Source organism: Tenacibaculum insulae (genome assembly GCF_964512435.1).
Classification (GTDB): Bacteria; Bacteroidota; Bacteroidia; order Flavobacteriales; family Flavobacteriaceae; genus Polaribacter; species Polaribacter insulae_A.
Genome location: NZ_OZ208512.1, coordinates 1,513,520 through 1,537,985 on the forward strand (window position 1 = coordinate 1,513,520; position 24,466 = coordinate 1,537,985).

Annotated in this window: 26 protein-coding genes; 6 read left to right on the forward strand and 20 right to left on the reverse strand. The window is 30.3% G+C overall.

Features of this window, described 5'->3' with window-relative positions:
- Positions 1-29 precede the first annotated feature (29 nt).
- Positions 30-797, reverse strand: coding sequence for a UDP-2,3-diacylglucosamine diphosphatase (locus ACN5J5_RS07015; protein WP_418644220.1), 768 nt, complete (start codon positions 795-797; stop codon positions 30-32).
- A 62-nt stretch (positions 798-859) separates the two neighbouring features.
- Between ACN5J5_RS07015 and ACN5J5_RS07020 the strand changes: the two genes are divergently transcribed.
- The 3 genes from ACN5J5_RS07020 (at position 860) to ACN5J5_RS07030 (ending at position 1,905) form a co-directional block, all read left to right on the forward strand.
- A complete protein-coding gene (locus tag ACN5J5_RS07020; protein WP_418644221.1) occupies positions 860-1,312 on the forward strand; it encodes a nucleoside deaminase in 453 nt (150 codons plus the stop codon).
- A 79-nt stretch (positions 1,313-1,391) separates the two neighbouring features.
- Positions 1,392-1,646, forward strand: coding sequence for a type II toxin-antitoxin system Phd/YefM family antitoxin (locus ACN5J5_RS07025; RefSeq protein WP_418644222.1), 255 nt, complete (start codon positions 1,392-1,394; stop codon positions 1,644-1,646).
- Position 1,647: 1 nt separating this feature from the next.
- Positions 1,648-1,905, forward strand: a complete 258-nt coding sequence (locus ACN5J5_RS07030; protein ID WP_418644223.1) for a Txe/YoeB family addiction module toxin — start codon at positions 1,648-1,650, stop codon at positions 1,903-1,905.
- Here ACN5J5_RS07030 and ACN5J5_RS07035 read toward each other — a convergent pair.
- The 3 genes from ACN5J5_RS07035 to ACN5J5_RS07045 are packed head-to-tail and all read right to left on the reverse strand — an operon-like array spanning position 1,902 to position 3,572.
- On the reverse strand, positions 1,902-2,399 hold the full coding sequence (locus tag ACN5J5_RS07035) for a methylated-DNA--[protein]-cysteine S-methyltransferase (RefSeq protein WP_418646535.1): 498 nt from the start codon (positions 2,397-2,399) through the stop codon (positions 1,902-1,904). The two genes, ACN5J5_RS07030 and ACN5J5_RS07035, sit on opposite strands and share 4 nt — an antisense overlap.
- Positions 2,400-2,407: 8 nt before the next feature.
- Positions 2,408-2,806 (reverse strand): NUDIX hydrolase, encoded by a 399-nt coding sequence (locus ACN5J5_RS07040; RefSeq protein ID WP_418644224.1) that lies wholly within the window; start codon positions 2,804-2,806, stop codon positions 2,408-2,410.
- A 1-nt stretch (position 2,807) separates the two neighbouring features.
- Positions 2,808-3,572, reverse strand: coding sequence for a TatD family hydrolase (locus tag ACN5J5_RS07045; protein WP_418644225.1), 765 nt, complete (start codon positions 3,570-3,572; stop codon positions 2,808-2,810).
- 36 nt (positions 3,573-3,608) lie between these two features.
- On the opposite strand from ACN5J5_RS07045, the gene ACN5J5_RS07050 reads away from it, so the two are divergent.
- The gene (locus ACN5J5_RS07050) at positions 3,609-4,091 is read left to right on the forward strand and encodes a retropepsin-like aspartic protease (protein WP_418644226.1); all 483 of its coding nucleotides are present in this window, start codon (positions 3,609-3,611) and stop codon (positions 4,089-4,091) included.
- A 190-nt stretch (positions 4,092-4,281) separates the two neighbouring features.
- The gene (locus ACN5J5_RS07055) at positions 4,282-4,497 is read left to right on the forward strand and encodes a hypothetical protein (protein WP_418644227.1); all 216 of its coding nucleotides are present in this window, start codon (positions 4,282-4,284) and stop codon (positions 4,495-4,497) included.
- Positions 4,498-4,509: 12 nt separating this feature from the next.
- Here ACN5J5_RS07055 and ACN5J5_RS07060 read toward each other — a convergent pair whose 3' ends face one another.
- From ACN5J5_RS07060 to ACN5J5_RS07070, 3 genes are all read right to left on the reverse strand, one after another.
- Positions 4,510-5,358, reverse strand: coding sequence for a hypothetical protein (locus ACN5J5_RS07060; protein WP_418644228.1), 849 nt, complete (start codon positions 5,356-5,358; stop codon positions 4,510-4,512).
- 119 nt (positions 5,359-5,477) lie between these two features.
- Positions 5,478-6,665: a pyridoxal phosphate-dependent aminotransferase gene (locus tag ACN5J5_RS07065; protein ID WP_418644229.1), complete on the reverse strand. Its 1,188-nt coding sequence runs from the start codon at positions 6,663-6,665 to the stop codon at positions 5,478-5,480.
- A 26-nt stretch (positions 6,666-6,691) separates the two neighbouring features.
- Positions 6,692-7,783, reverse strand: a complete 1,092-nt coding sequence (locus tag ACN5J5_RS07070) for a fatty acid desaturase family protein (RefSeq protein ID WP_418646536.1) — start codon at positions 7,781-7,783, stop codon at positions 6,692-6,694.
- A gap of 146 nt (positions 7,784-7,929) precedes the next feature.
- Between ACN5J5_RS07070 and rsmG the strand changes: the two genes are divergently transcribed.
- A complete protein-coding gene (rsmG, locus tag ACN5J5_RS07075) occupies positions 7,930-8,559 on the forward strand; it encodes a 16S rRNA (guanine(527)-N(7))-methyltransferase RsmG (protein ID WP_418644230.1) in 630 nt (209 codons plus the stop codon).
- Between the two features lie 73 nt (positions 8,560-8,632).
- Here the strand turns inward: rsmG and ACN5J5_RS07080 are convergent, their stop codons facing one another.
- The 13 genes from ACN5J5_RS07080 to ACN5J5_RS07140 form a co-directional block, all read right to left on the reverse strand.
- Positions 8,633-9,238, reverse strand: a complete 606-nt coding sequence (locus ACN5J5_RS07080; RefSeq protein ID WP_418644231.1) for a protein-tyrosine-phosphatase — start codon at positions 9,236-9,238, stop codon at positions 8,633-8,635.
- 9 nt (positions 9,239-9,247) lie between these two features.
- A complete protein-coding gene (locus ACN5J5_RS07085; protein ID WP_418644232.1) occupies positions 9,248-9,715 on the reverse strand; it encodes a DUF6428 family protein in 468 nt (155 codons plus the stop codon).
- A gap of 48 nt (positions 9,716-9,763) precedes the next feature.
- On the reverse strand, positions 9,764-10,093 hold the full coding sequence (locus tag ACN5J5_RS07090; protein ID WP_418644233.1) for an ArsR/SmtB family transcription factor: 330 nt from the start codon (positions 10,091-10,093) through the stop codon (positions 9,764-9,766).
- A gap of 269 nt (positions 10,094-10,362) precedes the next feature.
- Complete coding sequence (locus ACN5J5_RS07095; RefSeq protein WP_418644234.1) at positions 10,363-11,601, reverse strand: DEAD/DEAH box helicase; 1,239 nt, start codon at positions 11,599-11,601, stop codon at positions 10,363-10,365.
- Between the two features lie 105 nt (positions 11,602-11,706).
- Positions 11,707-13,671, reverse strand: a complete 1,965-nt coding sequence (locus ACN5J5_RS07100) for a cytochrome c biogenesis protein CcdA (protein WP_418644235.1) — start codon at positions 13,669-13,671, stop codon at positions 11,707-11,709.
- 26 nt (positions 13,672-13,697) lie between these two features.
- The gene (tilS, locus tag ACN5J5_RS07105) at positions 13,698-15,011 is read right to left on the reverse strand and encodes a tRNA lysidine(34) synthetase TilS (protein ID WP_418644236.1); all 1,314 of its coding nucleotides are present in this window, start codon (positions 15,009-15,011) and stop codon (positions 13,698-13,700) included.
- A gap of 9 nt (positions 15,012-15,020) precedes the next feature.
- Entirely contained in the window at positions 15,021-15,842 is an 822-nt protein-coding gene (locus ACN5J5_RS07110; RefSeq protein ID WP_418644237.1) for a lysophospholipase, read from the reverse strand.
- 3 nt (positions 15,843-15,845) lie between these two features.
- Positions 15,846-16,082 (reverse strand): hypothetical protein, encoded by a 237-nt coding sequence (locus ACN5J5_RS07115; RefSeq protein WP_418644238.1) that lies wholly within the window; start codon positions 16,080-16,082, stop codon positions 15,846-15,848.
- An 18-nt stretch (positions 16,083-16,100) separates the two neighbouring features.
- Complete coding sequence (locus ACN5J5_RS07120) at positions 16,101-17,420, reverse strand: anthranilate synthase component I family protein (RefSeq protein WP_418644239.1); 1,320 nt, start codon at positions 17,418-17,420, stop codon at positions 16,101-16,103.
- 64 nt (positions 17,421-17,484) lie between these two features.
- The gene (locus ACN5J5_RS07125) at positions 17,485-20,007 is read right to left on the reverse strand and encodes a sodium-translocating pyrophosphatase (protein ID WP_418644240.1); all 2,523 of its coding nucleotides are present in this window, start codon (positions 20,005-20,007) and stop codon (positions 17,485-17,487) included.
- A 116-nt stretch (positions 20,008-20,123) separates the two neighbouring features.
- Positions 20,124-20,651, reverse strand: a complete 528-nt coding sequence (locus ACN5J5_RS07130; protein ID WP_418644241.1) for an inorganic diphosphatase — start codon at positions 20,649-20,651, stop codon at positions 20,124-20,126.
- Between the two features lie 107 nt (positions 20,652-20,758).
- Positions 20,759-23,263 (reverse strand): DUF5686 family protein, encoded by a 2,505-nt coding sequence (locus tag ACN5J5_RS07135; RefSeq protein ID WP_418644242.1) that lies wholly within the window; start codon positions 23,261-23,263, stop codon positions 20,759-20,761.
- A gap of 72 nt (positions 23,264-23,335) precedes the next feature.
- Positions 23,336-24,319, reverse strand: a complete 984-nt coding sequence (locus tag ACN5J5_RS07140; RefSeq protein WP_418644243.1) for a pyruvate dehydrogenase complex E1 component subunit beta — start codon at positions 24,317-24,319, stop codon at positions 23,336-23,338.
- Between the last annotated feature and the right edge of the window lie 147 nt (positions 24,320-24,466).

Here is a 24,466-nt window from a genome sequence, read left to right on the forward strand (position 1 = left end):
GAAAAAAATGAACTCTTTTAAGAGTTTTTTTATGAATTGTATTTTTTTAAAGATAGTTTGTTGTTTTCAAAAACAGCATAGGTAAAATAATTTACCCAATCGCCTGTGTTTATATACTCGCTATTTTCGTTTAATTTAATCTCTAAAGGAAGGTGACGATGTCCGAATAAAAAATAATCGTAGTGTTTGGTTTCTAATTTACGTTTACAATATTGAACTAGCCATTCGTTATCGTCTCCTAAAAATTTAAAATCTTCATCGCCAGAAATCATTTTATTTTTAACAGACATGTATTGTCCTAGTTTTACACCTAAATCTGGGTGTAACCATTTAAATAACCATTTAAATAAAGGAAATGTAAACACTTTTTTCATTCTTTTATAACCTTTGTCGTGTGGTCCTAAACCATCACCATGGCCAATTAAAAATAGTTTATTATCAATTTTAAATTCTTGAGGTGTATGAAAAACAGGAATGTTTAACTCTTTTTTAAAATAATCATGCATCCATAAATCATGATTTCCAACAAAAAAATAAATCGGAATTCCGCTATCTTTAATTTCGGCTAATTTTCCTAAAACACGTACAAACCCTTTGGGTACTACGGTTTTGTATTCAAACCAAAAATCAAACAAATCACCTAATAAAAAAATGGCTTCGGCATTTTCTTTAGCTTCATTTAACCAGCGAACAAATTTTTGTTCTCTAGGAAAACTAGCTTCAGCTGTTGGCGCGCCTAAATGCTGATCAGAAGCAAAGTAAATTTTTTTATTTTCAGAAGTAGTAATAGAAATCAAATCGTAATTTTTGGTAAAAATAACTAATTTGAGGTACTTTTGTTAGAAACACCTTTAATACGATGGAAATAAATCCGTTTAACGATACTTATTTTATGAAAAAAGCTTTGCAAGAGGCTAAAATAGCTTTTGATAAAGGTGAAGTTCCTGTTGGTGCAATAATTGTTTTTAAAGATAAAATAATTGCAAGAGCACATAATTTAACGGAGTTGTTAAACGATGTAACTGCTCATGCAGAGATGCAAGCCTTTACTGCTGCAGCTGATTTTATTGGTGGAAAATATTTAAAAGATTGTACGTTATATGTTACGTTAGAGCCTTGCCAAATGTGTGCAGGAGCGAGTTATTGGACTCAAATTGGTAAAATTGTATACGGAGCCAGTGAACCTAAATTAGGTTTTAGTGTATTACAAACAAAATTGCATCCTAAAACAAAAGTAATTTCAGGTGTTTTGGAAGAAGAATGCGGATTTTTATTAAAGAAGTTTTTTGTTGAAAAACGTAATTTGAATTAAATTATAATTTTATTGATGCCATAAATTGTGTAAAAACAAGTATTTGTACGTAAATTTGTACAAATTTAAATACATTATTATGCAGGTTACTACAGTTTCGGATTTTAGAAAAGATATTAAGTCATATCTAGATAAAGTAGTTAAAAACTTTGAAACTTTAATTATTAATAGAGGTAAAGACGCAGGAATTGTTGTGATGTCACTGCAAGAATATAATTCGTTAATGGCAACAAATTATGAATTGTCTTCTAGAAAAAATGAAGAGAGACTAGATTCAGCAATTAAAAAATTAAAAAAAGGAGAAACAATAATTAAAGATTTAATCGACAACTAAAATGAAGTATATATTTGTTGATGAGTCTTGGGAAGATTATTTATACTGGCAAAAAACGGATAAGAAAAAGCTTAAAAAGATAAATGAACTTTTAAAAGATATAGCAAGAAATCCTTTTGATGGAGTAGGGAAACCTGAAGCTTTAAAACATAAATACGCAGGATTTTGGTCAAGAAGGATTGATAGTGAACATAGATTGATTTATCAATATAAAGAGGATGCAATATTAATTGCAAAATGTAGGTTTCATTACGATTAAAATAGTGTTTGTTGTTTGCAACCACTTTCGTGCTCTAATAACCATTTTTTTCGCCATATTCCACCAGCATATCCTGTTAAAGAGCCATCAGAACCAATAACTCGATGACACGGAATTATTATCCAAATTGGGTTTTTACCGTTTGCAGAGGCAACTGCTCTAATTGCTTTCGGATCACCAATTTGTTTTGTTTGCTCTAAGTAAGTGCTGCTTTTTGCAAAAGGTATGTTTAATAATTCATTCCAAACTGATTGTTGAAATTGGGTTCCTTTCGGGTTTAATTTTAAATCAAATTTTTTTCTATTTCCATTAAAATACTCTTCTAATTGTGTAACGCAGTTTTGTAAACAGGCGGGAATACTTTTAATGTCAATTGTTTCGGTAGTAGTAGAGAAATCATCATCTAAAACAGTAACCGATTGAATTCCGCTTTCATCGCCTACAATTTTAGCAGTACCAATGGGAGTTTTATAATATGTGGTTTCTGTTTTCAGAATATCAATTAGATTAGTTCGTTATTTTCTTTTAAAACCTTAAATATTTTTTTATCAACTTCCGAAATAATATCTGAATCATTAAAATGCAACCATTTTATTTCTTCTATTTCGCTAGTTGGTTCTGGGTTGCCCAAATATTCAGCTTTATAACAAGTCATTTTTACAAGAACCCCCGTTTTATCACCGTCAGATTGTGCTATAAATGTACCGAAATAAATAATTGAATCAGGTATAATATTTACATTTAGTTCCTCTTTAATCTCTCTAATTAAAGTTTCTTGATCGGTTTCATTTTTCTCTCTTTTTCCACCTGGGATATAAAACTTGTGTTTCCCTTTAGATTTTGTGCTTAATATTTTTCCGTTTACAATTTTAATTAAAGCAATTTTGTCAATCTCTTTCATTTTACACTTTAAAAACAGCTTTAGAGTTTTGTGTAGTAATTTTAGAAATTTCATCAAAAGAAATTCCATAAATATCTACTAATTTATCAATTACATTTGTGATGTATGAAGTTTCGTTTCGTTTTCCTCGATATGGTGTTGGCGCTAAATAAGGCGAATCGGTCTCTAAAACAATATGTTTTAGGTCTATTTGATTTAAGAATTTATCAATTTTACCATTTTTAAATGTTGCAACACCACCAATACCAAGTTTCATGTTGTAAGAAATTGCTTTTTTAGCTTGCTCTAATGTTCCTGTAAAACAATGAAAAATTCCGAATAAATCATCTCCTTTTTCGCTTTCTAAAACTTCAAAAATTTCATCAAAAGCCTCTCGACAGTGAATTACGATGGGTAACTTTTTTTCTTTAGCCCATTGAATTTGAGTTTTAAAAACTTCTTGTTGTTGCGGTAAAAAAGTTTTATCCCAGTATAAATCGATTCCTATTTCGCCGATAGCATAAAAAGTACGTTTATCAATCCACTCTTTTACATGTGCCAATTCTTCTTTGTAATTTTCTTTTACAGATGTTGGATGTAAGCCCATCATTAAAAACACATCATTCGGATAATTTTTTTCTAAATCTAACATGCGTTCTGTGTAAGAACTGTCTATTGCTGGAATAAAAAAACGAGAAACTCCTGCTTTTTTTGCACGCTGTATCATGTTGTTTCTATCTTCATCAAACTGCTCTGAATATAAATGTGTGTGTGTGTCGGTAATCATTTATTGCTGTATATTTACAGGACAAAAGTACGAGAAATGGCAAGTTTGAAAAAAGTATTAAAGAAAAAGAAGTACATAAAAATAAAACTGAAAAAAATAGTAACCAATCACTTAGAGTTAAAAGCGGTAATTAACGGTGTAAAGGGTTCGTTTATTTTAGATACTGGTGCATCTAATTCATGTGTGGGATTAGATTTAATTGAGCATTTTAAATTAATATCCGAAGAAAGCGAAGTGAAAGCTGCGGGTGCTGGAGCAACCGATATGGAAACACGTAAATCGGAAAATAATTCGTTAAAAATAGGGAAGTGGAAAACAAACCAATGTAATTTGGTATTGTTTGATTTAATGCACGTAAATACCGCCTTAACCCAACACGATGCCGAAAAAGTGGATGGGATTATTGGAGCTGATGTTTTAGAAAGCGGAAAAGCTTTTATTGATTATGATAAAAAAGTATTGTATTTAAAAAAAGCAAAGAAAAAGAAGCGAAAAAAATTACTAAAAGTTCCTTTTTAAGTTGCGATTTTTAGTTAAAAAAAGTTAAATTTTATAATCAGATTTATCTCTTTTTATGAGTTCTTTTTATTGATTTTAGTAAGGAATTCGGTTTTTTATTGCTGATGATTTAAATGTTATAGTTAAAAGATGCTGTAACATTTTTTTTTAGTCGTCGTCGAACTATTATAATCAATAAAACACAGAGAACATGAAACTTACAGTAAATAATTTAGTTTTAGATAGAGGGATTTTAACATCAGCATATAAAGAAGATATTAAACAAAATCTTTATGCAATTAAACCAGCATCGTTATTTAGAATTAAAAATCGATTAAAAAAAAGGAACACTAAATTATATAGTGAAACTGCAACTATTTTAAAAATTTCTTTATTTGCTATTGCACTAGTTGCACTTCTTTTTTAAAAATAAAACGCGCTAAAAAAAGGGAATTATTAAATTAAGGTAATTTATAATTTCTAAAAATATTAATCCGCAATTTATAAACACTACGTAATAAGTAATGGTTTTTAGTTTGTAGTGTTCTCTTTTTTTAACTGAGATTATTTTAGTAACAAAGTAAACGATAAGGTATAAAATACTTCCTATTATTGGTAAATAGTAAAGAATGGTTTGTTGTTCTCCAAAAAAAAGTGAAAAGGTTAATGAACCTCCAAACAGATAAACAGCAATCCAATTACCACCAAAAAATATTAATTGTAATATTAAACTGCTAAATATTGTAGCAATCCAATGATTGTTTTCGCTAGTGTTTTTAGTTGTGTTAAGAAAAATTAATAGGTAAAAAGGAAAAAATAAATGTAGTATTAATCGAATCCAAAAATCAATTTTTAATATTGGAAGTTTGGCGATTAAAAGATGATGATAAGACAGTATATCTAAAAAACTGCATATAAAAAGTGTGAGCATTGAAAGTGCCAGTAACGGAAAAAATATAAATCCCATAATATTACCTTCCATCCCTTTTAAATAAGTACGCAACGTAATGATTGTTATTCCCCAAGTTATAATTGAAATAACGATGTTTTTAGGAATGAACATTTCCCAAAGATTAAAATCAATATAAAAATTACAAAGATAAATTAGCAAAAGTAGCATTGCTAAATAGGTAAACGAAAAACATAAATAGGGCACTAATTTTAGTTTTGTAACGTTGGTGGTTGTTTTGATGTAAAAAGATGTTTCTTTACCAAAAGAGAAAGTTAAAAACAGTAAAAATGAAAATGGACTTAAAAGAATATTGATAATAGCAAGTAGTACATTCATTATAAATTTAAATAAAACTTTGGTTATCGTTTTTTGTGAAAATATATGAAAAGAAATAAAAAAGGATAGTAATTTTAAATTACCATCCCTTTTTTATATAAAAATTGTTTAATTAAAGATTAACTTAATACTTCTTTAATTCTTTTAATAGCTTCACGCAATTGTAACTCTGATGCTGCGTACGACATACGTATACAGTCTGGTGCACCAAAAGCTTCGCCTGTAACTGTAGCTACATTGGCTTCTTCTAATAATAACATAGAAAAATCGCTTGCGTTATTAATTTCTTTCCCTTTAAAAGTTTTACCGAAAAAAGCTGATATATCAGGAAAAACATAAAAAGCACCTTCAGGTACGTTTAGTTTAAATCCGTCTATTTCACCTAATAAATTTAAAACCATATCTCTACGAGTTTTAAATTCATCAACCATATATTGTACTTTACTTGGTGCTGCTAAAACAGCAGTAATTGCAGCTCGTTGTGCAATACAATTTGTTCCAGATGTAATTTGACCCTGCATTTTAGTACAAGCCTTGGCTATCCATTGTGGAGCACCGATAAAACCGATTCTCCAACCTGTCATTGCAAATGCTTTTGCTAATCCGTTTACGGTAATTGTACGGTCATACATGTTTTCGATAGCAGCAAAACTAAATGCTTTTGCACCATAATTAATATGTTCGTAAATCTCATCAGATAAAATAAATATCTGCGGATGATTTTCTAATACTTTTGCCAATGCTCTATACTCTGCCTCACTATAAATACTACCGCTTGGGTTGTTTGGTGAGTTAAAGAAAATCATTTTTGTTTTTGGGGTAATTGCTGCTTCTAATTGTGCCGGAGTAATTTTAAAATCACTATCGATAGAAGAAGGGATTTCAACAAACTTAGCTTCACATAGTGTAGCAATTGCTGAATAACTTACCCAATACGGAGCTGGTAATAAAACTTCGTCACCAGGGTTTAATAATACCTGAGCAATGTTTGCAATAGATTGTTTTGCTCCTGTTGATACCACAATCTGATTCGGATCGTAAGTTAAGTTATTATCGCGCTTAAATTTTTCGCAAATAGCCTCTTTTAATTCTACATATCCATCAACAGGAGTGTACGAGTTATAATCTTGGTTAATTGCTTCAATTGCTGCATCTTTAATAAAATCAGGAGTGTTAAAATCTGGTTCTCCTAAACTTAAGCTGATAATATCTTTACCAGCTGCTTTTAATTCTCTTGCTTTAGCAGCCATTGCTAAAGTTTGCGATACAGGTAAACTGTTAATTCTGTTTGATAATACGTTTGACATTTTATTATTTGGTTGTGTGTTGTTGTTTACGCTAATTGTGGTTCTTTACCTAAATAACTTAATTGTTTAAAATGCTCGATAAGAGCTTTTGTCATTGTTTTGTATTCGTTATAAGGCAAATTAAATTCCTCAGCTGTTTCACGTACAATTTTTGCTAGTTTATTGTAATGGATATGTGAAATATGAGGAAAAATATGATGTTCTACTTGGTGATTTAGTCCTCCAGTATAAAAATTAACTAACCAATTTTTTGGTGCAAAATTAGATGTTGTATATAGTTGATGAACCGCCCAAGTGTGCTCTAAGTTACCATCTTTATCTGGTAAAGGCATTTCGGTATTAGGTACAACGTGTGCTAATTGAAAAACAACACTTAAAATCATACCAGCTGTATAATGCATAATAAAAAAACCGATTAAAACTTTCCACCAAGCAATGTTTAAAACAAGTAACGGTAATACAATCCATAAAGAATAATAGATAATTTTAGAAATTACCAACTTGGTCCATTCAACCTTCGGATTTGGAAATTTACCATACGATAATTTTCGTTTTAAGTAACTACTCATTTGTTTAAAATCGGTAGTTATTGCCCAGTTAATAGTTAGTAATCCGTAAAGAAAAATCGAATAAAATTTTTGAAATTTATGTATTGGTAACCAACTAGAGTGTTTTGAAAAACGGATAATTCTACCTGCATCAATATCTTCATCATGCCCTTTTATGTTTGTAAAAGTATGGTGCAAAACATTATGTTGTACTTTCCAATTATATACATTACCAGCTAAAATGTAAATACTACTTCCCATTAATTTATTTAGCCAACCTTTGCTCGAAAAAGATTCGTGGTTTGCATCATGCATAACATTCATACCAACACCTGCCATACCAATTCCTGTAATAATAACAAGTAGTGCCATTGCCCATTGTGGCATGCTAACAGTTAATATTAAAACAAAAGGAACTAAAAAAGCGGCAAACATAATTAGAGCTTTTGAATATAGTTTCCAGTTACCGGTACGTTTAATATTATTATCTTTAAAATAAGTGTTAACTCGCTTATTTAAAGTTCTAAAGAACTTTGCGTTATTTGTTCTTGAAAAATTTATCGTCTTCATTAATTCCGAAATTATTGGTAACAAAAATAAACGTTTTTAATTGATGGCTATTGCATAAATTAACTTTTTAACAAGAAATATATCTTTTGTTAGATAAATAACTATTATCAATTAGTTTTTTATTTTTGCAGTGAAAAATATATTCGATGGAACTTATAAAAAAATACTTTACCAATTTAACAGATACACAGTTAGCTCAATTTTCTAAACTACAAGATTTATATGAAGATTGGAACTTAAAAATCAATGTAGTTTCTCGTAAAGATATTGATGAATTGTACTTACGTCACGTATTACATTCGTTAGGAATTGCAAAGGTAATGCAATTTAAACCAGGCGCTAAAGTGATGGATGTTGGTACTGGAGGTGGTTTTCCTGGAATTCCGTTAGCTATTTTATTTCCTCAAACTCAATTTCATTTGGTAGATTCTATCGGAAAAAAAATAAAAGTAGTAAATGAAGTTGCCGAAGGTTTAGGTTTGCTAAATGTAAAAACAACAAATGGTCGTGTTGAAGAGGTAAAAGATACCTATGATTTTATTGTAAGTAGGGCAGTAGCACAAATGGAAACTTTTGTTGGATGGACTAAAGGGAAGATCTCTAAAAAACAAAATCACGATTTAAAAAATGGGATTTTGTATTTAAAAGGAGGCGATTTATCGGAAGAATTAGAAAAATATACTTCTGCTACAATTTATAATTTACCAGATTTTTTTGAAGAAGAATTCTTTGAAACAAAAAAAGTAGTGCACTTAGGGATGAAATTTAAAAATTAATGTTACCTAATTTATTAGGTAAAAAAGGCATTTGATTTATATTCAAATGCCTTTTTGCTTTTTAAAAAAAAGTTTATTTTTTTATAGATGAAAATACGTAGTTCATTTCTGAAGCAATTAATAAACAAGCATCAGCGTATTTTTCTTTTTCTAAAGGCGTATTATCGTATGCTTTAGGATCATTAAAAGTTACCGAAAAACGCTTTTCTGCTCCATTTATAAAAGGACAACCACCATCAGCCTGTGAGCATGTCATGATTGCTCCAAACTCTGAAACAGGATTAAATTCGCTGTCATATTTCTTAGAAAAACCAATTACAGGTAATTCATTATCATTGTATTTTATAGCATAAATAGGATTGTTATTTTCTGATAATTCTTGCACTTTAAAACCAAAATCAATTAAAGTTTTAATGATTGTAGTATTTATACGTGTGATTTCTGTACCTCCAGAATAACTATAAAAATTCTTAATCTTAAATTTGTAAGCCATTGTTTGTGCCCAAATTTGGGCTAAATGACTTCTTCTTGAATTATGAGTGCAAATAAAATTAAGATTAATAGGTTTATTGCCTGCTATTTTATCTTCAATATATTGTATTAAAGGCGTTAATATTTCTCTTCTTTCTTTAGAAACTTCTGGTAGTTTTAAGATGTTTTTACTTAGTTGATCGTACATTTTTATTGTTTAACAGCATCCTGAGTTTGGAGTGCAAGTTGTTTGTTGCTGTATTTCTGATAATTTTACTTTAGGTTTTTCTTGCGGAATGCCACAATTATCCTTCGCTAAACAATCTGTTTGTTTACTTGTTAATAAGAAATTAGTTCCGTCAAAATCTAATCCGTATTTACCAATGGTGGCACCTTGATATTCTACTTCAATATCTAAATCAGGAATATTTAATGCTTTTTCTGATAACTCAATTATGTGGACTAATTTCTCTGGATGTAACCTATGATCATAATCATCAGCTTCCCATAATTGAAAATTAACGACTTCTTCATTTCTTATTGTTCCGCCACAATCAATAAAATTTTTGGTTATTTTACCTACTTCCGTTACGTGAAAATGATTTGGAACTAAACTACCATTTGGTAATTGAAAAGCAATTGTTTTTAAGGATGCTAAGTGTTTTTTAATTTCTGATAATTTCATGTCTTTTTATTTTAATTGTAATATTGCGATTAATATTTGTAAATTTTTTTAACAGCAATTATTTGATTCACTGTTAAGGTTTAAAAAGTTATTTAATAATGATTTTATGATTGTCCAGTTTTCTTGATCTATACAGTAACAAACACTTGTTCCTTCAATACTGCCTTTTATCAATTTTAAATTTTTTAACTCTTTTAAATGCTGAGAGATTGTAGGTTGTGCTAACCCAATTTCGTTTACCAAATCTCCACACACACACGAATTAATTTTAAATAAATGTTGTAAAATAGCAATACGAGCAGGATGCCCTAATACTTTTGCAATTTTAGCAAGGTCATTTTGTTGTGCTGTAAATTTTTCTGATTTTGTAATTCCCATTCTTTAATTGTTATATTGCAATATTACGATTAATATTTGATTTAGCAAAATGTACTGTTCTTAGAAGGGTTTTTATTGCTTAAAAGGTTTGTGGGCTGTGTTTATCGATTTGCAAAAACTTTGCAAGTAAGCTTAGCCCCGATTGCAGTATTTGTTTGAGCTCCTCGCAGAGAGCGAGTGCGTAAAGCGGGTAATAGCTTCAACTTATTTTAGTTAAAAATTTAAAAAACCCCTTCGGTAGATTTGAAGAGGTTTTGAGAGTTTTATTTTTAATACCAGCGTTTTTTCTTCTTTTTAGAAGCTTCAGATTTACGTCCTTTTTTATTCTTACTAATAGTATTGGGTTGTTTTTTATGCTTTGGTTTTACTAAAAGAAAAGGGTGATCTTCTATAATTTTTATAGGTCTCTTTAAAAACTCCTGAATTGCTTTTATATAGCTAGTTTCGTCTGCTCCACATAACGAAAATGCAATTCCAGATTTTCCTGCTCTACCAGTTCTACCAATTCTATGTACATAAGTTTCGGGTACATTGGGTATATCTACATTAATAACCGCATCGATTTTATGAATATCAATACCACGAGCAGCAACATCGGTTGCAATTAATATATTTACGTTGTTACTTTTAAAATCTTCAATTGCTTGATTACGCAAAGCCTGTGTTTTGTCTCCGTGGACACTGGTAACTTTGTATCCGTTTTTTATAAGTGTTTGTTCTAATTTATCAACTCCGTATTTCGTACGTCTAAAAATAATAATTCGTCCTTGAATTGTATTGCGTAGCAAGTGTAAACATAAATCTACTTTATGTTTTTTGGGAGTGTAATATAGGAGTTGACCAATTTTATTTACTGTATTTTCAGTAGGAATAATGTTAACCGTTTCAGGATTTTGTAACATTGATTTTGCTAAATCACTTACTTTTTCTGGCATTGTTGCAGAAAATAGTAAGGTTTGCTTTTTACGTGGACATAGTTCTTCAATCTTCTTTACATCTTGAATAAATCCCATGTCTAACATTAAATCAGCTTCATCTAAAACAAAAGTTTTTAAGTAGCGTAAATCAATGCTTCCTTGTTTGTGTAAATCAATAAAACGCCCTGGAGTTGCAATTAATACATCAACACCTTTTTCTAAAACTTCTTTTTGAGATTTTGTTGCAATACCCCCATAAATGGCAGCAGTTTGTATGTTTGTGTATTTACTATAAGTGTTGAAGTTGTCTTCAATTTGTATCGCTAATTCTCTCGTAGGACTTATAATTAATGCTTTTATTGTTTTTTTTTCTTTTTCTTTTTCAGAATCTAAGGTTGCTATTAAGCTATTGATAATTGGTAATGCAAAAGCTGCAGTTTTACCAGAGCCTGTTTGCGAAGCTACAATTACATCTTTTTTGCTAAGCGCTAATGGAATTACTTTTTGTTGAACTAAAGTAGCTTTATGATACCTTTTTTCGCTTAATAGTTTTAAAATAGATTGATTAAGAGGTAGATCTGAAAATTGCATTGATTATTTTTTTGCAAAGATAACTTAATTGTAGTGATATAAAATTTGTAAAAACAAAAGCCTCTTTATAAAATAAAGAGGCTTTTAAAAAATTATATAAAAAGATTAGTTTTTATTAAAGTTATCTAATCCAGTTTTTAACCAATTGTAATAAGTTGTGTGATCAGAATATTGTTGAGGTGCGTTTAACAATTCTAAATCTGGACTCATCAATACATAAAAAGGTTGAGATGCAGTTTTAAAGTTAGCAACTTGTAAAGTAGCCCATTTATCACCATAAGTTCTAATTCTTTTTACTTTACCATTTGGTTTAATAAAATCAAATTGCTCTTCTTTTGGTAATTGTCTTTCATGATCATCAACATATAAAGAAATTAAAACATAGTCGTCATTAATTAAAGAATATATTTCTGGTTGTACCCAAATGTTTTCTTCCATTTTACGACAGTTTACACATGCCCATCCTGTAAAGTCTAATAAAACAGGTTTGTTTACAGATTTTGCATAAGCAATACCTTCTTCAAAATCTTTATAACAATTTAATCCTAACGGACACTTATTGTCTTTTTTGTATATACTATGAAATTGAGGTGGAGCAAATCCACTTAATAAACTATTTTGATTCCATAAAGGCTCTTTCATAACACCTGGTGCTAAATATACAGCTAAAGCTAAAGACCCAAGACCTAGTAAAACTCTAAAGAAAGTTATTTTTCCATATTTTTTACCAATGAATCCAAATAAATATAAAGCTGTTAATAAAGAGGTAATCGTCCATATTCCAATAAATATTTCTCTTTTAAAGATGTCCCAGTGACCAACTAAATCAGCATTTGATAAGAATTTAAAAGCAAAAGCTAATTCTAAGAATCCTAAAAATACTTTTACAGTATTTAACCATCCACCAGATTTTGGTAAAGAGTTTAATAATCTAGGGAACATTGCGAATAAAGCAAAAGGTAGTGCCAAGGCTACTCCAAATCCGGTCATACCTGCAGATAATTGCATCGCTCCACCGTCAGATCCTAATGAACCTGCTAGTAACGAACCTAAAATAGGTCCTGTACAAGAAAAAGAAACAATAGCTAATGTTAAAGCCATAAAAAATATTCCTATAATACCTCCAATACTAGAAGCACTATCAGCCTTGTTACTCCAAGAGCTTGGTAAGGTTAATTCGTAAAATCCAAAGAAAGATCCAGCAAAGAAAATTAAAACAGCAAAGAAAAATATGTTTAACCACATATTAGTAGAAATACTGTTTAAAATCTCAGGATCTAAAGTGTCTAAATAATGGAATGGTAAACTTAATAATGCGTAAATTAAGATGATAAAAAAACCATATAAAACCGCACTTCCAATTCCTTTACCTCTTTTTTCACTATGTTTAGTAAAGAATGATACAGTTAAAGGTACCATTGGAAAAACACAAGGAGTTAAAAAAGCTAGTAAACCACCAATAAAACCTAATACGAAAATGTTTAATAAAGTATCTCCTTCTTTATCTGACGATTTTTCAGCTGTACTAGTTAATAAAGCGGTATTTTTTAAGTTTAAATTTAATGATTGCGATAAAGATTGACTTTTAACATCAACTTCAGCAACTGTTTGTGATACTTTTTCTCCTGTTAATGAAAAGGTAAAATCTTCATCAAAAGGTAAACAGTACTCTTTACAAACTTGAGCATCTAAATTTAATGTTACTTTTGTTAAACTTGGGTCAGAAACAGTAATTCGTTGAATAAGTTTTCCTTCTTCAACAAAGAAAATTTCATCTTTTCCCCAAATTTCACTAAATTCAGTTTCTGTTTCGCTTTCTTTTGCTTTACCATCAACTGTATAGCCAGCTTCTCCTTCGGCAGGAGAAATTGTCATTGGTAAAGATGCATCTTCTGGATTGTATTGTGAGTATAAATGCCAGTCTTCAGCAATTTCAATATCAAAAATCAAGTCGTATTCTGTATCCGAAATTTTTTCAACGGTAGGTGTTATAACAATAGGATTATCATCAGATTGAGAATAAACCGTTAAACCTATGAATAACAAAAATAGAGTAAAGAATTTTTTCATTCGAGTTAGTTTATAAGGGGTTGTTTTTAATTAGTTATTTTTAATATCTGCGTTGTTTTATTAGAAACCAAAAAACGTCTGTCTTGTCGTTTTCCAATAATCCAAATAATTTTATCATCGTTTGAACAAAGTAACCAAGTGTTATTTTTATCAAAAAGTGATAATTTTTCATCTTTAAAATATTTGCTAACTTTCTTTTTTCCAGACATTCCTGTCGGATAAAAATAATCGCCAGATTTCCATCTTCTAATGATGAGGGGGTAATTTAACAAAAATTTATCAACAAAAATACAATTTGTATCAATAATTGTGCTTTTACTTGTGTTTTTAAAAACTAAATTAACAGGGTTAACTATTTTTAAATCATTAAAATTAACTGTAAACAATTGATTTTCAGTTGATTTTATTTTTGTTGTGGGTAAAAGTAATAAAAAATCTCTGTCTTTTAATAAAGTATGTGAGTTAGTTGTTACTTTTTTGCCTGATTGTGCGTAAATTAAGTGGCAAACATCTTTCCATTCGGTAAACTTGTAATCTTTTAAAAGTTGATACAAGTAAATTTCTGGATTGGATAATTTTAGTAATTTAAGGATGTTTATTTTAATTAAATCTCCTTCTTTAATAATAAGGTTGTTTGCTACTTGCTGTATTTTGTCGTTAACAATTTGTTGAGATTGTTTTAAAAAATCAGTGGTTTTAGCATGCGTTTTTAAAAAATTGGGATTTAATTCTTTTAAAATAGGAACAATTTGATGTCTTATTTTGTTTCGTAAGTATTTTGTTTCTGAATTACTGGCATCTTCTCGCCAAGTAATATTATTTTTTACAGCGTAGGCTTCAATTTCTTTTCTTGAAAAAATTAATAAAGGTCTTACAATGTTTTTATTTACAGTTGGAATGCCAGTTAAACCTTCTAATCCCGTACCTCTTGTTAAGTTAATTAAAAAAGTTTCTAAATTATCATCAGCATGATGCGCCGTTAAAACATAATCAAAATTATGTTCTTCTATTAATTGATTAAACCAGTCGTAGCGTAATTTTCTTGCAGCTAATTGTGTTGATAATTTGTTTTCTTTCGAATATTTTGTAGTTTCAAATTGAATAGAAAAAACGGGAATATTTAATTCAGTTCCTAAATTTTTAATAAATAACTCATCTAAATTACTTTCTTCATCTCTTAATTGAAAATTACAATGTGCTAACGAAATGTCGTAATTTAATTGCTGTAATAAATGTGTTAAAACAACACTGTCAATTCCTCCTGAAATAGCAATAAGCAGTTTTTTCTCTTTAAGAAAAGAAAAATTTGTGTTAATATGTGTTGCTAGTTGTTGAAGCATTTTAAACAATTATACTTGGCTATTTAGCCAGTTTACAACATCCTGTAGCATTTCTTGTTTACACAAATCGTTTTGTAATTCGTGATAGCCATTTTCGTAAAGTTTTAAACTTGCTTTTTCGGTAGTGTTAGCAAAAGTTTCGGTTCCTTTATAGTCAATAATTTTATCGCCAGTACCGTGTAATAAAAGCATTGGTGTTTTTAATGAATTTGCATTTTGTATTGCCCATTCTCCTGCATCAATAAATGATAAAGAAAAATTCGGACTAATTTTATCGTGTACTAAAGGATCGTTAATATATTTTTTAACTTCTTCTTTGTCGCGAGATACATCACTTGCATCTAATTCGTTTCCTAAGGTAATTGACGGAGCAATTTTTTGCATAATTTTACCTAATGATAATTTCCATGCTGGTGGATCGAAAGCTAATTTTAACATTGGGCTGGTTGCAATTGTACCTGCTAAATGATGGTTTTTACGAAGTGTATAATTAATTACAGCATTACCTCCCATTGAATGTCCGTATAAAAACAAAGGTTTGTTACCAAAAATACTGGTTGCTTTTTCTATCAATTTAGAAATGCTTTCTAAAACGGTATCAAATCCAGGGTTATGACCTCTTTTACCTGTTGTTTTTCCATGTCCAAAATGATCAAAAGCAATAACACCATAATCATTATCGGTTAGTTTTTTTGCAACATGTTGGTAGCGACCAGAATGTTCTCCCATACCATGAACAATTACAATAACAGCTTTTACTGTTTCGGGCTGCCAAAACTGTCCGAAAAAATTAGTGTTATGGTAATTAAAATTAAATTCTTGATGTGTCATAATCTATTGTTTTTGTAACCACTGTCTAATCTCTTTACGTAAAGAAACTTCTGGTTTTGGTAACGGAATTGTTTTGCCAAATTGCTTACCTCTTTTAAATTTAGAGAAGGTAATTTTATGTTGTTTCCATGCTTCGGGATATAAATCTAAAAATTTATTAAAAAAACTTTGTTCGTTTATCGTTCCTTCTATTTGGGTAAATACATGTTTAAATTTTTCTTCTTGCTCAATAATCATCATTCAGTAAATATAAATAAACTATTTAGAGTTTTGTAAAACATATTTCATTGCTTTTGCTTTTAATAAGCATTCTTCGTATTCTTTTTCTGGAGTTGATTTTGCAGTAATTGCACCGCCAACCGAGTAAGAAACGTATTTTTTTTCAGTATTATATAAAATACTTCGGATGATTACATTAAAATCAAAATCGTTATTTGGAGTAAAATAACCAACGGTTCCCGAATATAATCCTCGTTTGGTTTCTTCTAACTCTTCAATAATTTTCATTGCAGATACTTTCGGAGCTCCCGTCATACTTCCCATCGGAAATGTATCTTTAATAACATCAACAGGATGTGTGTTTGGTGTAATTTCAGAAACAACTGTTGATATCATTTGATGTACTTGCTTAAACGGATAAACTTTACAAAGTTCTTCTACTTGTACACTTCCTTTTTTTGCTGTTTTTGATAAGTCGTTGCGTACCAAATCAACAATCATAATATTTTCTGATCGTTCTTTTTCATCGCGCGATAAATCAAATGCAATTTTAGCATCTTCAACTTTACTAATAAAGCGTTTTGCAGTTCCTTTTATAGGTTGAGAAATAATTTTTTGATGCTCTTTTTTTAAATATCTTTCTGGCGTAGCCGACAACAAATAAAAATTTTCGTGTTTAAAAAAAGTGGCAAATGGTGGTGTTGAAATATCGTTTAATTGCGAATATATTTTATACGGATTGATAGTTGTATTTTCAGCATAAAATTCTTGACAAAAATTAGCTTCGTAAATATCGCCTCTATGAATATGTTTTAAAACACTGGTTACTTTTTGATGGTATTCGTCTTTATGAATACGTAATTTTATTTTGATGTCGTTAAATTCGGTTTCTGATTTTTCTTCTTTTTGATGAATTATAGCGGATGTTAAAATATCTTCAAAATCTTCCTCTAATTCATCGTCAATCATTTGTAAATAATGAAATTCGACAATATCGCCTTTGATAAAAATTAATTTTTGAGGTTGAAAAAAATACAAATCAGGAAAATGAAGTCCATCAAAATTGGTTGAATTTAATTTTTCAACATCATTTTTTACATCATAAGAAATATAACCAAAAAGATAATCTTTGGTGTATGATTGATATTCTTTTAATTTATCAAAAGCATTTAGATAATCGGTTTTTATTGAGGTAAATTCATCAGCAGCTAAACAACAATCGAAAGACGAATATTTTTGCTCGTAATTATTAGAATCTAACCAAATAGCAGTTTCAAATTGTTTTGCCCAACTAAAAAGTTTTTGTTTAAACTCTTTAGGGTTATCTATTTTAAAATTGCGTTGTATTCTTTTAGACATAATACAAAAATAAGAAACCCGATAGAATATAACTATCGGGTTTGTGTAAAATATAATTGAGTTATTATTTTGTTTTTTCTACTTCAACTTTTATTTCTTTAACTATTTTATTTCCATCATTTTTAAGTTGAATAGAAACATTGTCTAAGTCATTTTGAAATTTTTTAACTTGACTTTCAACTTCTTCCATAGTACCTTCAAAAACATCTTCTTTGGTAACTTCTTTTCCGTTTTCGGTAGCTGTTGTTGTTATGGTCGCTTTGGCTGTGCCGTCATCATTTTTAGTAATATCAACCTTTACTGTTTTTTTAATTTGTTTTTTAATAATAGTAGTTTCTCCATCATCATCAGTAAATGTAGCATTTGTAATTTCTACTTTAACATTATTTCCATTTTTGCTTACCCAAACATTTTCTCCACTTTTATTCGTGTTTGTAGTATGATTTCCTAAAATAGGCGCAATTACTAAACCGATTAAACAAGTAAGTTTTATTAAAATATTCATTGACGGCCCAGAGGTATCTTTAAAAGGATCTCCAACTGTATCTCCAGTTACTGCTGCTTTGTGTGCGTCAGAACCTTTGTAAGTCATTTCGCCATTAATTTCTACACCTGCTTCAAACGATTTCTTTGCATTATCCCAAGCACCACCAGCGTTGTTTTGAAAAATTGCCCACATAACACCAGATACACAAACACCCGCCATGTAACCACCTAAAGGTTCTGCTCCAAAAATTAAACCGATTAAAACAGGTGTGATAATAGTAATTAAACCTGGTAAAATCATTTCTTTTAAAGCTGCTTTTGTTGAAATGTCAACACATTTAGCATATTCTGGAGTTCCAGTTCCTTCCATAATTCCAGGAATTTCTCTAAACTGACGACGAACTTCGTGCACCATTTCCATAGCAGCCTTACCAACAGATTGCATTGCTAGGGCAGAAAAAATAACAGGAATCATACCCCCTACAAATAACATTGCTAAAACATCCGCCTTAAAAATATTAATCCCGTCTATTCCAGTAAAAGTTACGTAAGCAGCAAATAATGCCAAAGCTGTTAATGCTGCGGATGCAATTGCAAAACCTTTACCAACGGCAGCAGTGGTATTACCAACAGAATCTAAAATATCAGTACGTTCACGAACATGATCTTCTAATTCGCTCATTTCTGCAACGCCACCTGCGTTATCGGCAATAGGTCCGAAGGCATCAATAGCTAATTGCATTGCTGTAGTTGCCATCATTGCAGAAGCGGCTAAAGCAACACCATAAAAACCAGCAAAATAATAAGAGCCATAAATTGCAGCTGCAAATAAAATTACTGATAAAAAAGTTGATTTCATTCCGACTGCTAATCCAGCAATAATATTAGTTCCTGCTCCTGTAGCACTATTTTGAACAATATCCATAACAGGTTTTTTACCTAAACTGGTATAGTAGGCAGTTACTATTGAAATTAATGCGCCAACGGCTAATCCGATACAGGCAGCCCAAAAAACATTCATTGATGATACATCTTTAATTCCTTCGCCAAAGAAACTCATTTGCATGGTTTCTGGAAGCATCCATTTAATTAAAAAGAAACTAGCAGCTAAAGTTATTAAGATTGATGCCCAGTTACCTGTGTCTAAGGCTTTTTGAACTTGACTTTCTTTGGCGTTATTGTCTTTTATACCGACTAAAAAAGTTCCGATTATAGAAGCAACAATTCCTAGACCTGCAATAACTAAAGGTAAAAGAATTGGCCCCATGTTATTAAAGTCATCAGTAAATTTATTAACGATAGACATGTCTCTAATTACATAATTACCCAATACCATTGCTGCTAAAACAGTTGCAACATACGAGCCAAATAAATCAGCTCCCATACCAGCAACATCCCCAACATTATCTCCAACATTATCCGCAATTGTAGCTGGGTTACGAGGGTCATCTTCAGGGATTCCAGCCTCTACTTTACCTACTAAATCGGCACCAACATCGGCAGCTTTTGTATAAATACCTCCACCTACACGAGCAAATAAGGCTATAGATTCTGCTCCTAAAGAAAAGCCAGCTAAGGCTTCTAAAACAACAGTCATTTCATTATAAAAATTCCCACCATCAGTAATAAACTGACCAAGAAATAATAAGAAGAATAAACTTAATCCTAAAACTGCTAAACCAGCAACACCAAGCCCCATAACGGTTCCTCCACCAAATGATACTTTTAGTGCTTGTGGTAAGCTTGTTTTTGCAGCTTCGGCGGTTCTTGCATTGGCATCGGTAGCAATTCGCATACCTATATTTCCTGCTAAGGCAGAAAAAACAGCTCCTATTATAAAGGCAGGAACTATCATGATACTTGTAGTTTCAACAATTAGTGAAATTCCGAATAAAGCTAAAGAGGCAATTACTACAAAAATTAATAGCAATCTGTATTCGGCGGCTAAAAAAGCAAGAGCTCCTTCTTTAATGCTTTTAGAAATAGATTGCATTTTCTCATTTCCTGCATCTTGTTTTTTTACCCAGCTCATTTTTATGTACATAAAAATAAGCCCTAAAACAGCCAAAAATATTGGCACATACATTATGTTTTGTTTCATGTTATTGTTATTAAGTTAGTTATAAGTGTTCGTAAATATAACAAAATCAATAACTAAACAAAAAACCTCTTAGGTTTATCTAAGAGGTTTTAAATTTTTTATTAAAATTTTACTGTTTAAATAGTAAAGTTTTTAGTTGCTTTGTGTTCGCTGTTTTCGTAACGTTCAATACACTTATCTAAAATTTCATAAGCTTCGTTAGCATCTCCCCAATCACCTATATCAACTTTTTTCTTTTCTAAATCTTTATATACTTGAAAAAAGTGTGTAATTTCTTTTATACGGTGTGGGTTAAGGTCTGATAAATCATTGTAGCTATTCCAAATAGGATCTGTAGTAGGTACACATATTAATTTTTCGTCTGGTCCTTTTTCGTCAGCCATATGGAAAACACCGATTGGTTTTACTTCCATAACACACATAGGAAAAGTTGGTTCAGCTCCTAAAACTAATACATCTAAAGGATCACCATCTAAAGCTAACGTTTCAGGAATGAAACCATAGTCTCCAGGGTACATCATTGAAGAGAATAACATTCTGTCGAAACGGATTTTACCTAAGTCAAAATCGTATTCATATTTGTTTCTACTTCCTTTTGGTATTTCAATTAAAACATCTACTGTTTTTCTTTCTTTTGCAGTCATATTTATCGTCTTGCTTTTCTTCGTTTCTAAAAATAGGATTGCAAAAGTAATAATTTATTAGTGTTTTTAATGATAAAAGAGATGTTATTTTATCATTAAATCAATGATTACAAGCCAGGTCTGATTGCAATTCGAATGGCAAATTTAGGAGTAGGTGCTACTATTGAACCTACGGGCGGGGTATAATTGCTTCTCCAAACAGCATCAACACGTAAAAAACGAAGGTTACCATAACCTATGTTTTCCAAACCAACACTGTATTCGTAATACATTTTGTTGGGTGCATTGTATTTAATGTTTGATTGGTTGATAGCGATATTATCATTAGAAATTGTACCATACGCGGCTCTAAAAGTAACTAAGCTACGAAGGTTTAGTTTTTTTAATAAAGGGATTCTATTTAAAATAAATCCATTAAAATGATGTTCGAAATGACCAGCTAAATATGCATCGGTTACAAAATCGTAATAATTTAATAAGGTAAATGTATTTCTAACTAACGAAAAAGATTGATTGGCAGGCACCACGCTTAATAAAGAAATAGGCACCGTTCCAAATGTTTTTCCAGCTTCTAAAGTAGCATCTAAAGTTCCAAATTTATCTAAAAGAATAGGTTGGTTGTATTTAAACTGTAATTTTTCATAACTATGTGTTCCGTTAAAAAAACCTTTATATCCTTTTCTGTAGTTTAAGATTAATGTAGGGAAAATGTTACCACCTAAGCGTCTTTCAATACCTAGTCCGTGTATTAGTCTTCCAGGGGTAAATGAAAGATAAATGTCAGATGTTACATCGATGGTTTTAGCTTGTGTGTTTCCATCGTTATCAAGATAATCTATAGAAAAATCTTTTGAGGATGCAGATTGTATTTTTGCATGTGACAAATTTACACCTAAATGTAAATTGTTTTTAATTTGATAATCAAAATTTGTGGCTATTTTTTCTGTTCTAGATAAAAAGAAGTTGTCTCCTCTAGAAAATAAAGCAGTTGTTCCAAAACTTGTACCTAAAAGTTGGGTGGTGTTAAGTAAGGTGCTTCCTAGTTGTTCTATGTCTTTTTGATATGCTAAACCAACAGCTATTCGGGGTTTGTATGATAAAAGATAGCGACCTGTAATACCATATTTCATTTCTTTGTCTTTAAAACCATAAGCTAAATAACCTTTTGCACGAAATCGGTCGTCTTTGGTTTTAAAAGTTCTAAATCCTAATTTGGTTCTGAATCCTTCTATTTGATTGTTTGCAAAAATAGTCCATAAAGAGCCAAATTGTAGATTTGAATTTGTTCTTATATATCCGCTTGCAACAGTGTTTATTAACCCTGTAAGATTTTTAATTTGTTTTTTTTCTTTTACCTCTTTTATTAATTTATAGGTAGAGGCATTTTCGTTATTTTCTTTAGATTCCCAGTAGGTGTCTTCTTTTTGATACTGGTCGGGTCTTATTTTTACAATTTCTTGAGTATAAAAATCTTTGGTTAAGGGTTTGTCTAGTATATATTTATTATATAAAACAGTTTTTTTAATTGTTAAGCCTTTGTTGCTTTCATTTTTATCAATAAAAGTGAAATCTCCTTCGTATCCATTTTTAGTTGAAATGTAAATACTGTCGTTTCTTACTTCAAATTCTTTTTCATAAGCTAAACCTCTAACAAAATTTAAGTTGATGCTTTTATGAACCTTCATTTTTATTTTTTTAATAGAGAATGATTTGTCTACTACCCAGAAATTACCTTGAAAAGCTAAATCACCATCTCTAATAGGAAAGAAATAAATGTTGTATAATTTTTTATCATTCTTAACAATACTGTCATAAAGAACATAGTCGTAAGTAGCAAATCCATCTGTAGATAATGGACTTACAAAAGATTTTCCTAAAGTGTTTATGTTGTTTTTAAAAACATCTATGTTTCGAAAAGTAGTTGCCATTCGATTAAAAACAAAACCTTGCGCCCCAAGACCATCTTCTTTTTCGGCTTCTATATCTTCTCTAATATTGTTGTTCTTATTGTCTCCGTATACATTAGCTATCTGTTCGGATAAATAAATTGGCATGTAATAATTAATTCCGTCGCTATCATATTTAATTTGCCTGATAGCTTCGTTGTATTCTTTTTTAAAGATGTTTTTTAAAAAAAGAGTATCTAAGTTATTAAGACCTATTTCGGTACTAGTGTGTTTTTTGTATTGGTAATGATCAACTAAATCGAGTCCGTTTTTTCTTTTTCTTTTCCATATTTCTTTTAAAATACGATAAGCCGGATTTTCTTTTTTCTTTAAACGTTTTTTAGGTTTGGTAACAATAATTACTTCCTCTAATTCATTGCTGCCTTCTTTAAGAGTAATGTTTAAATATTTGGTTTTTTTATTAACTTTAATTGTTTGTGTTTGAAAACCAATAAAAGAAATTTCTAGAACACCTCTATTTTTTTCTGTAGTTAAAAAAAACTTCCCGTTGTTACTTGTTGTCATTCCATTAGTAGTGTTTTTTATGTAAACATTAACAAATGGCATTGGGTTGTTAAATTCATCAACTATTTTACCTTCTAAAGTTATTTGTGCTTGTAAAACGTTGTAAATCAATAAAAATAATATTAGTAGCTCTTTTTTCATTTCTTTTTTACAGGAAAATCCTTTTGATGTTAGTCAAAAGGATTTTTATTTTGTTTATTTTTAGTGTGTTATCTATTTATTTAGATACATCACATCTTTAACCGCTTTAACAACGTCACCTGCATTTGGTAACCATTCTTCTAATAAAACAGGAGAATATGGTGCTGGTGTATCTGCAGTTGTAATTCTTTTTATAGGAGCGTCTAAATAATCAAAAGCCTCATCTTGTATTCTAAAAGTAATTTCTGATGATACACTTCCAAATGGCCAAGCTTCTTCTAAAATTACTAATCTGTTAGTTTTCTTTACAGATTCTAATATAGCGTTATGATCCATCGGACGAACGGTACGTAAATCAATAATTTCTATTGAAATTCCTTCTTTAGCTAATTCATCAGCAGCCTTGTATGCTTCCTTAATAATTTTACCAAAAGAAACGACAGTAACATCAGTACCTTCTCTTTTTATATCAGCAACACCAATAGGGATAATGTATTCTCCTTCAGGAACCTCCATTTTATCACCATACATTTGTTCAGATTCCATAAAAATAACTGGGTCGTCATCTCTAATAGCGGCTTTTAATAAACCTTTAGCATCATAAGGATTAGAAGGAACTATAACTTTTAAACCAGGACAGTTAGCAAACCAGCTTTCAAAAGCTTGTGAGTGTGTTGCTGCTAATTGACCAGCTGAAGCCGTTGGTCCACGAAAAACAATTGGGCAATTAAATTGTCCACCACTCATTTGACGAATTTTAGCTGCGTTATTGATAATTTGATCAATACCAACTAAAGAGAAATTAAAAGTCATGTACTCTACAATAGGACGATTTCCGTTCATTGCAGATCCTACTGCAATACCTCCAAAACCTAATTCAGCAATAGGAGTATCTATAACTCTCTTTTCACCAAACTCATCTAACATTCCTTTTGAAGCCTTGTATGCTCCGTTATATTCAGCTACTTCTTCACCCATTAAGTAAATGCTTTCATCTCTTCGCATTTCTTCACTCATAGCCTCGCAAATAGCTTCTCTAAATTGTATTGTTTTCATACGTTTTATTAGTCGTTGTTTATCAAGAAAGCAAAAATAATAAAAATAGGAATAAGAAATACATTTTTAAGGTAAACAAATTAGCCATGTTTTTGCTTAATTTTACACCGAAAGCTGAGGTGAGTATAAAAATTTACTATGCATGCA

What these genes read in the sequence shown, in the direction of transcription:
- ACN5J5_RS07020 (WP_418644221.1), top strand. Translation starts at nt 860, where the DNA reads ATGGAAATAAATCCGTTTAACGATACTTATTTTATGAAAAAAGCTTTG.
- ACN5J5_RS07025 (WP_418644222.1), top strand. Translation starts at nt 1,392, where the DNA reads ATGCAGGTTACTACAGTTTCGGATTTTAGAAAAGATATTAAGTCATAT.
- ACN5J5_RS07030 (WP_418644223.1), top strand. Translation starts at nt 1,648, where the DNA reads ATGAAGTATATATTTGTTGATGAGTCTTGGGAAGATTATTTATACTGG.
- ACN5J5_RS07040 (WP_418644224.1), bottom strand. Translation starts at nt 2,806, where the DNA reads ATGAAAGAGATTGACAAAATTGCTTTAATTAAAATTGTAAACGGAAAA.
- ACN5J5_RS07045 (WP_418644225.1), bottom strand. Translation starts at nt 3,572, where the DNA reads ATGATTACCGACACACACACACATTTATATTCAGAGCAGTTTGATGAA.
- ACN5J5_RS07050 (WP_418644226.1), top strand. Translation starts at nt 3,609, where the DNA reads ATGGCAAGTTTGAAAAAAGTATTAAAGAAAAAGAAGTACATAAAAATA.
- ACN5J5_RS07055 (WP_418644227.1), top strand. Translation starts at nt 4,282, where the DNA reads ATGAAACTTACAGTAAATAATTTAGTTTTAGATAGAGGGATTTTAACA.
- ACN5J5_RS07060 (WP_418644228.1), bottom strand. Translation starts at nt 5,358, where the DNA reads ATGAATGTACTACTTGCTATTATCAATATTCTTTTAAGTCCATTTTCA.
- ACN5J5_RS07065 (WP_418644229.1), bottom strand. Translation starts at nt 6,665, where the DNA reads ATGTCAAACGTATTATCAAACAGAATTAACAGTTTACCTGTATCGCAA.
- ACN5J5_RS07070 (WP_418646536.1), bottom strand. Translation starts at nt 7,783, where the DNA reads ATGAAGACGATAAATTTTTCAAGAACAAATAACGCAAAGTTCTTTAGA.
- rsmG (WP_418644230.1), top strand. Translation starts at nt 7,930, where the DNA reads ATGGAACTTATAAAAAAATACTTTACCAATTTAACAGATACACAGTTA.
- ACN5J5_RS07080 (WP_418644231.1), bottom strand. Translation starts at nt 9,238, where the DNA reads ATGTACGATCAACTAAGTAAAAACATCTTAAAACTACCAGAAGTTTCT.
- ACN5J5_RS07085 (WP_418644232.1), bottom strand. Translation starts at nt 9,715, where the DNA reads ATGAAATTATCAGAAATTAAAAAACACTTAGCATCCTTAAAAACAATT.
- ACN5J5_RS07090 (WP_418644233.1), bottom strand. Translation starts at nt 10,093, where the DNA reads ATGGGAATTACAAAATCAGAAAAATTTACAGCACAACAAAATGACCTT.
- ACN5J5_RS07095 (WP_418644234.1), bottom strand. Translation starts at nt 11,601, where the DNA reads ATGCAATTTTCAGATCTACCTCTTAATCAATCTATTTTAAAACTATTA.
- ACN5J5_RS07100 (WP_418644235.1), bottom strand. Translation starts at nt 13,671, where the DNA reads ATGAAAAAATTCTTTACTCTATTTTTGTTATTCATAGGTTTAACGGTT.
- tilS (WP_418644236.1), bottom strand. Translation starts at nt 15,011, where the DNA reads ATGCTTCAACAACTAGCAACACATATTAACACAAATTTTTCTTTTCTT.
- ACN5J5_RS07110 (WP_418644237.1), bottom strand. Translation starts at nt 15,842, where the DNA reads ATGACACATCAAGAATTTAATTTTAATTACCATAACACTAATTTTTTC.
- ACN5J5_RS07115 (WP_418644238.1), bottom strand. Translation starts at nt 16,082, where the DNA reads ATGATGATTATTGAGCAAGAAGAAAAATTTAAACATGTATTTACCCAA.
- ACN5J5_RS07120 (WP_418644239.1), bottom strand. Translation starts at nt 17,420, where the DNA reads ATGTCTAAAAGAATACAACGCAATTTTAAAATAGATAACCCTAAAGAG.
- ACN5J5_RS07125 (WP_418644240.1), bottom strand. Translation starts at nt 20,007, where the DNA reads ATGAAACAAAACATAATGTATGTGCCAATATTTTTGGCTGTTTTAGGG.
- ACN5J5_RS07130 (WP_418644241.1), bottom strand. Translation starts at nt 20,651, where the DNA reads ATGACTGCAAAAGAAAGAAAAACAGTAGATGTTTTAATTGAAATACCA.
- ACN5J5_RS07135 (WP_418644242.1), bottom strand. Translation starts at nt 23,263, where the DNA reads ATGAAAAAAGAGCTACTAATATTATTTTTATTGATTTACAACGTTTTA.
- ACN5J5_RS07140 (WP_418644243.1), bottom strand. Translation starts at nt 24,319, where the DNA reads ATGAAAACAATACAATTTAGAGAAGCTATTTGCGAGGCTATGAGTGAA.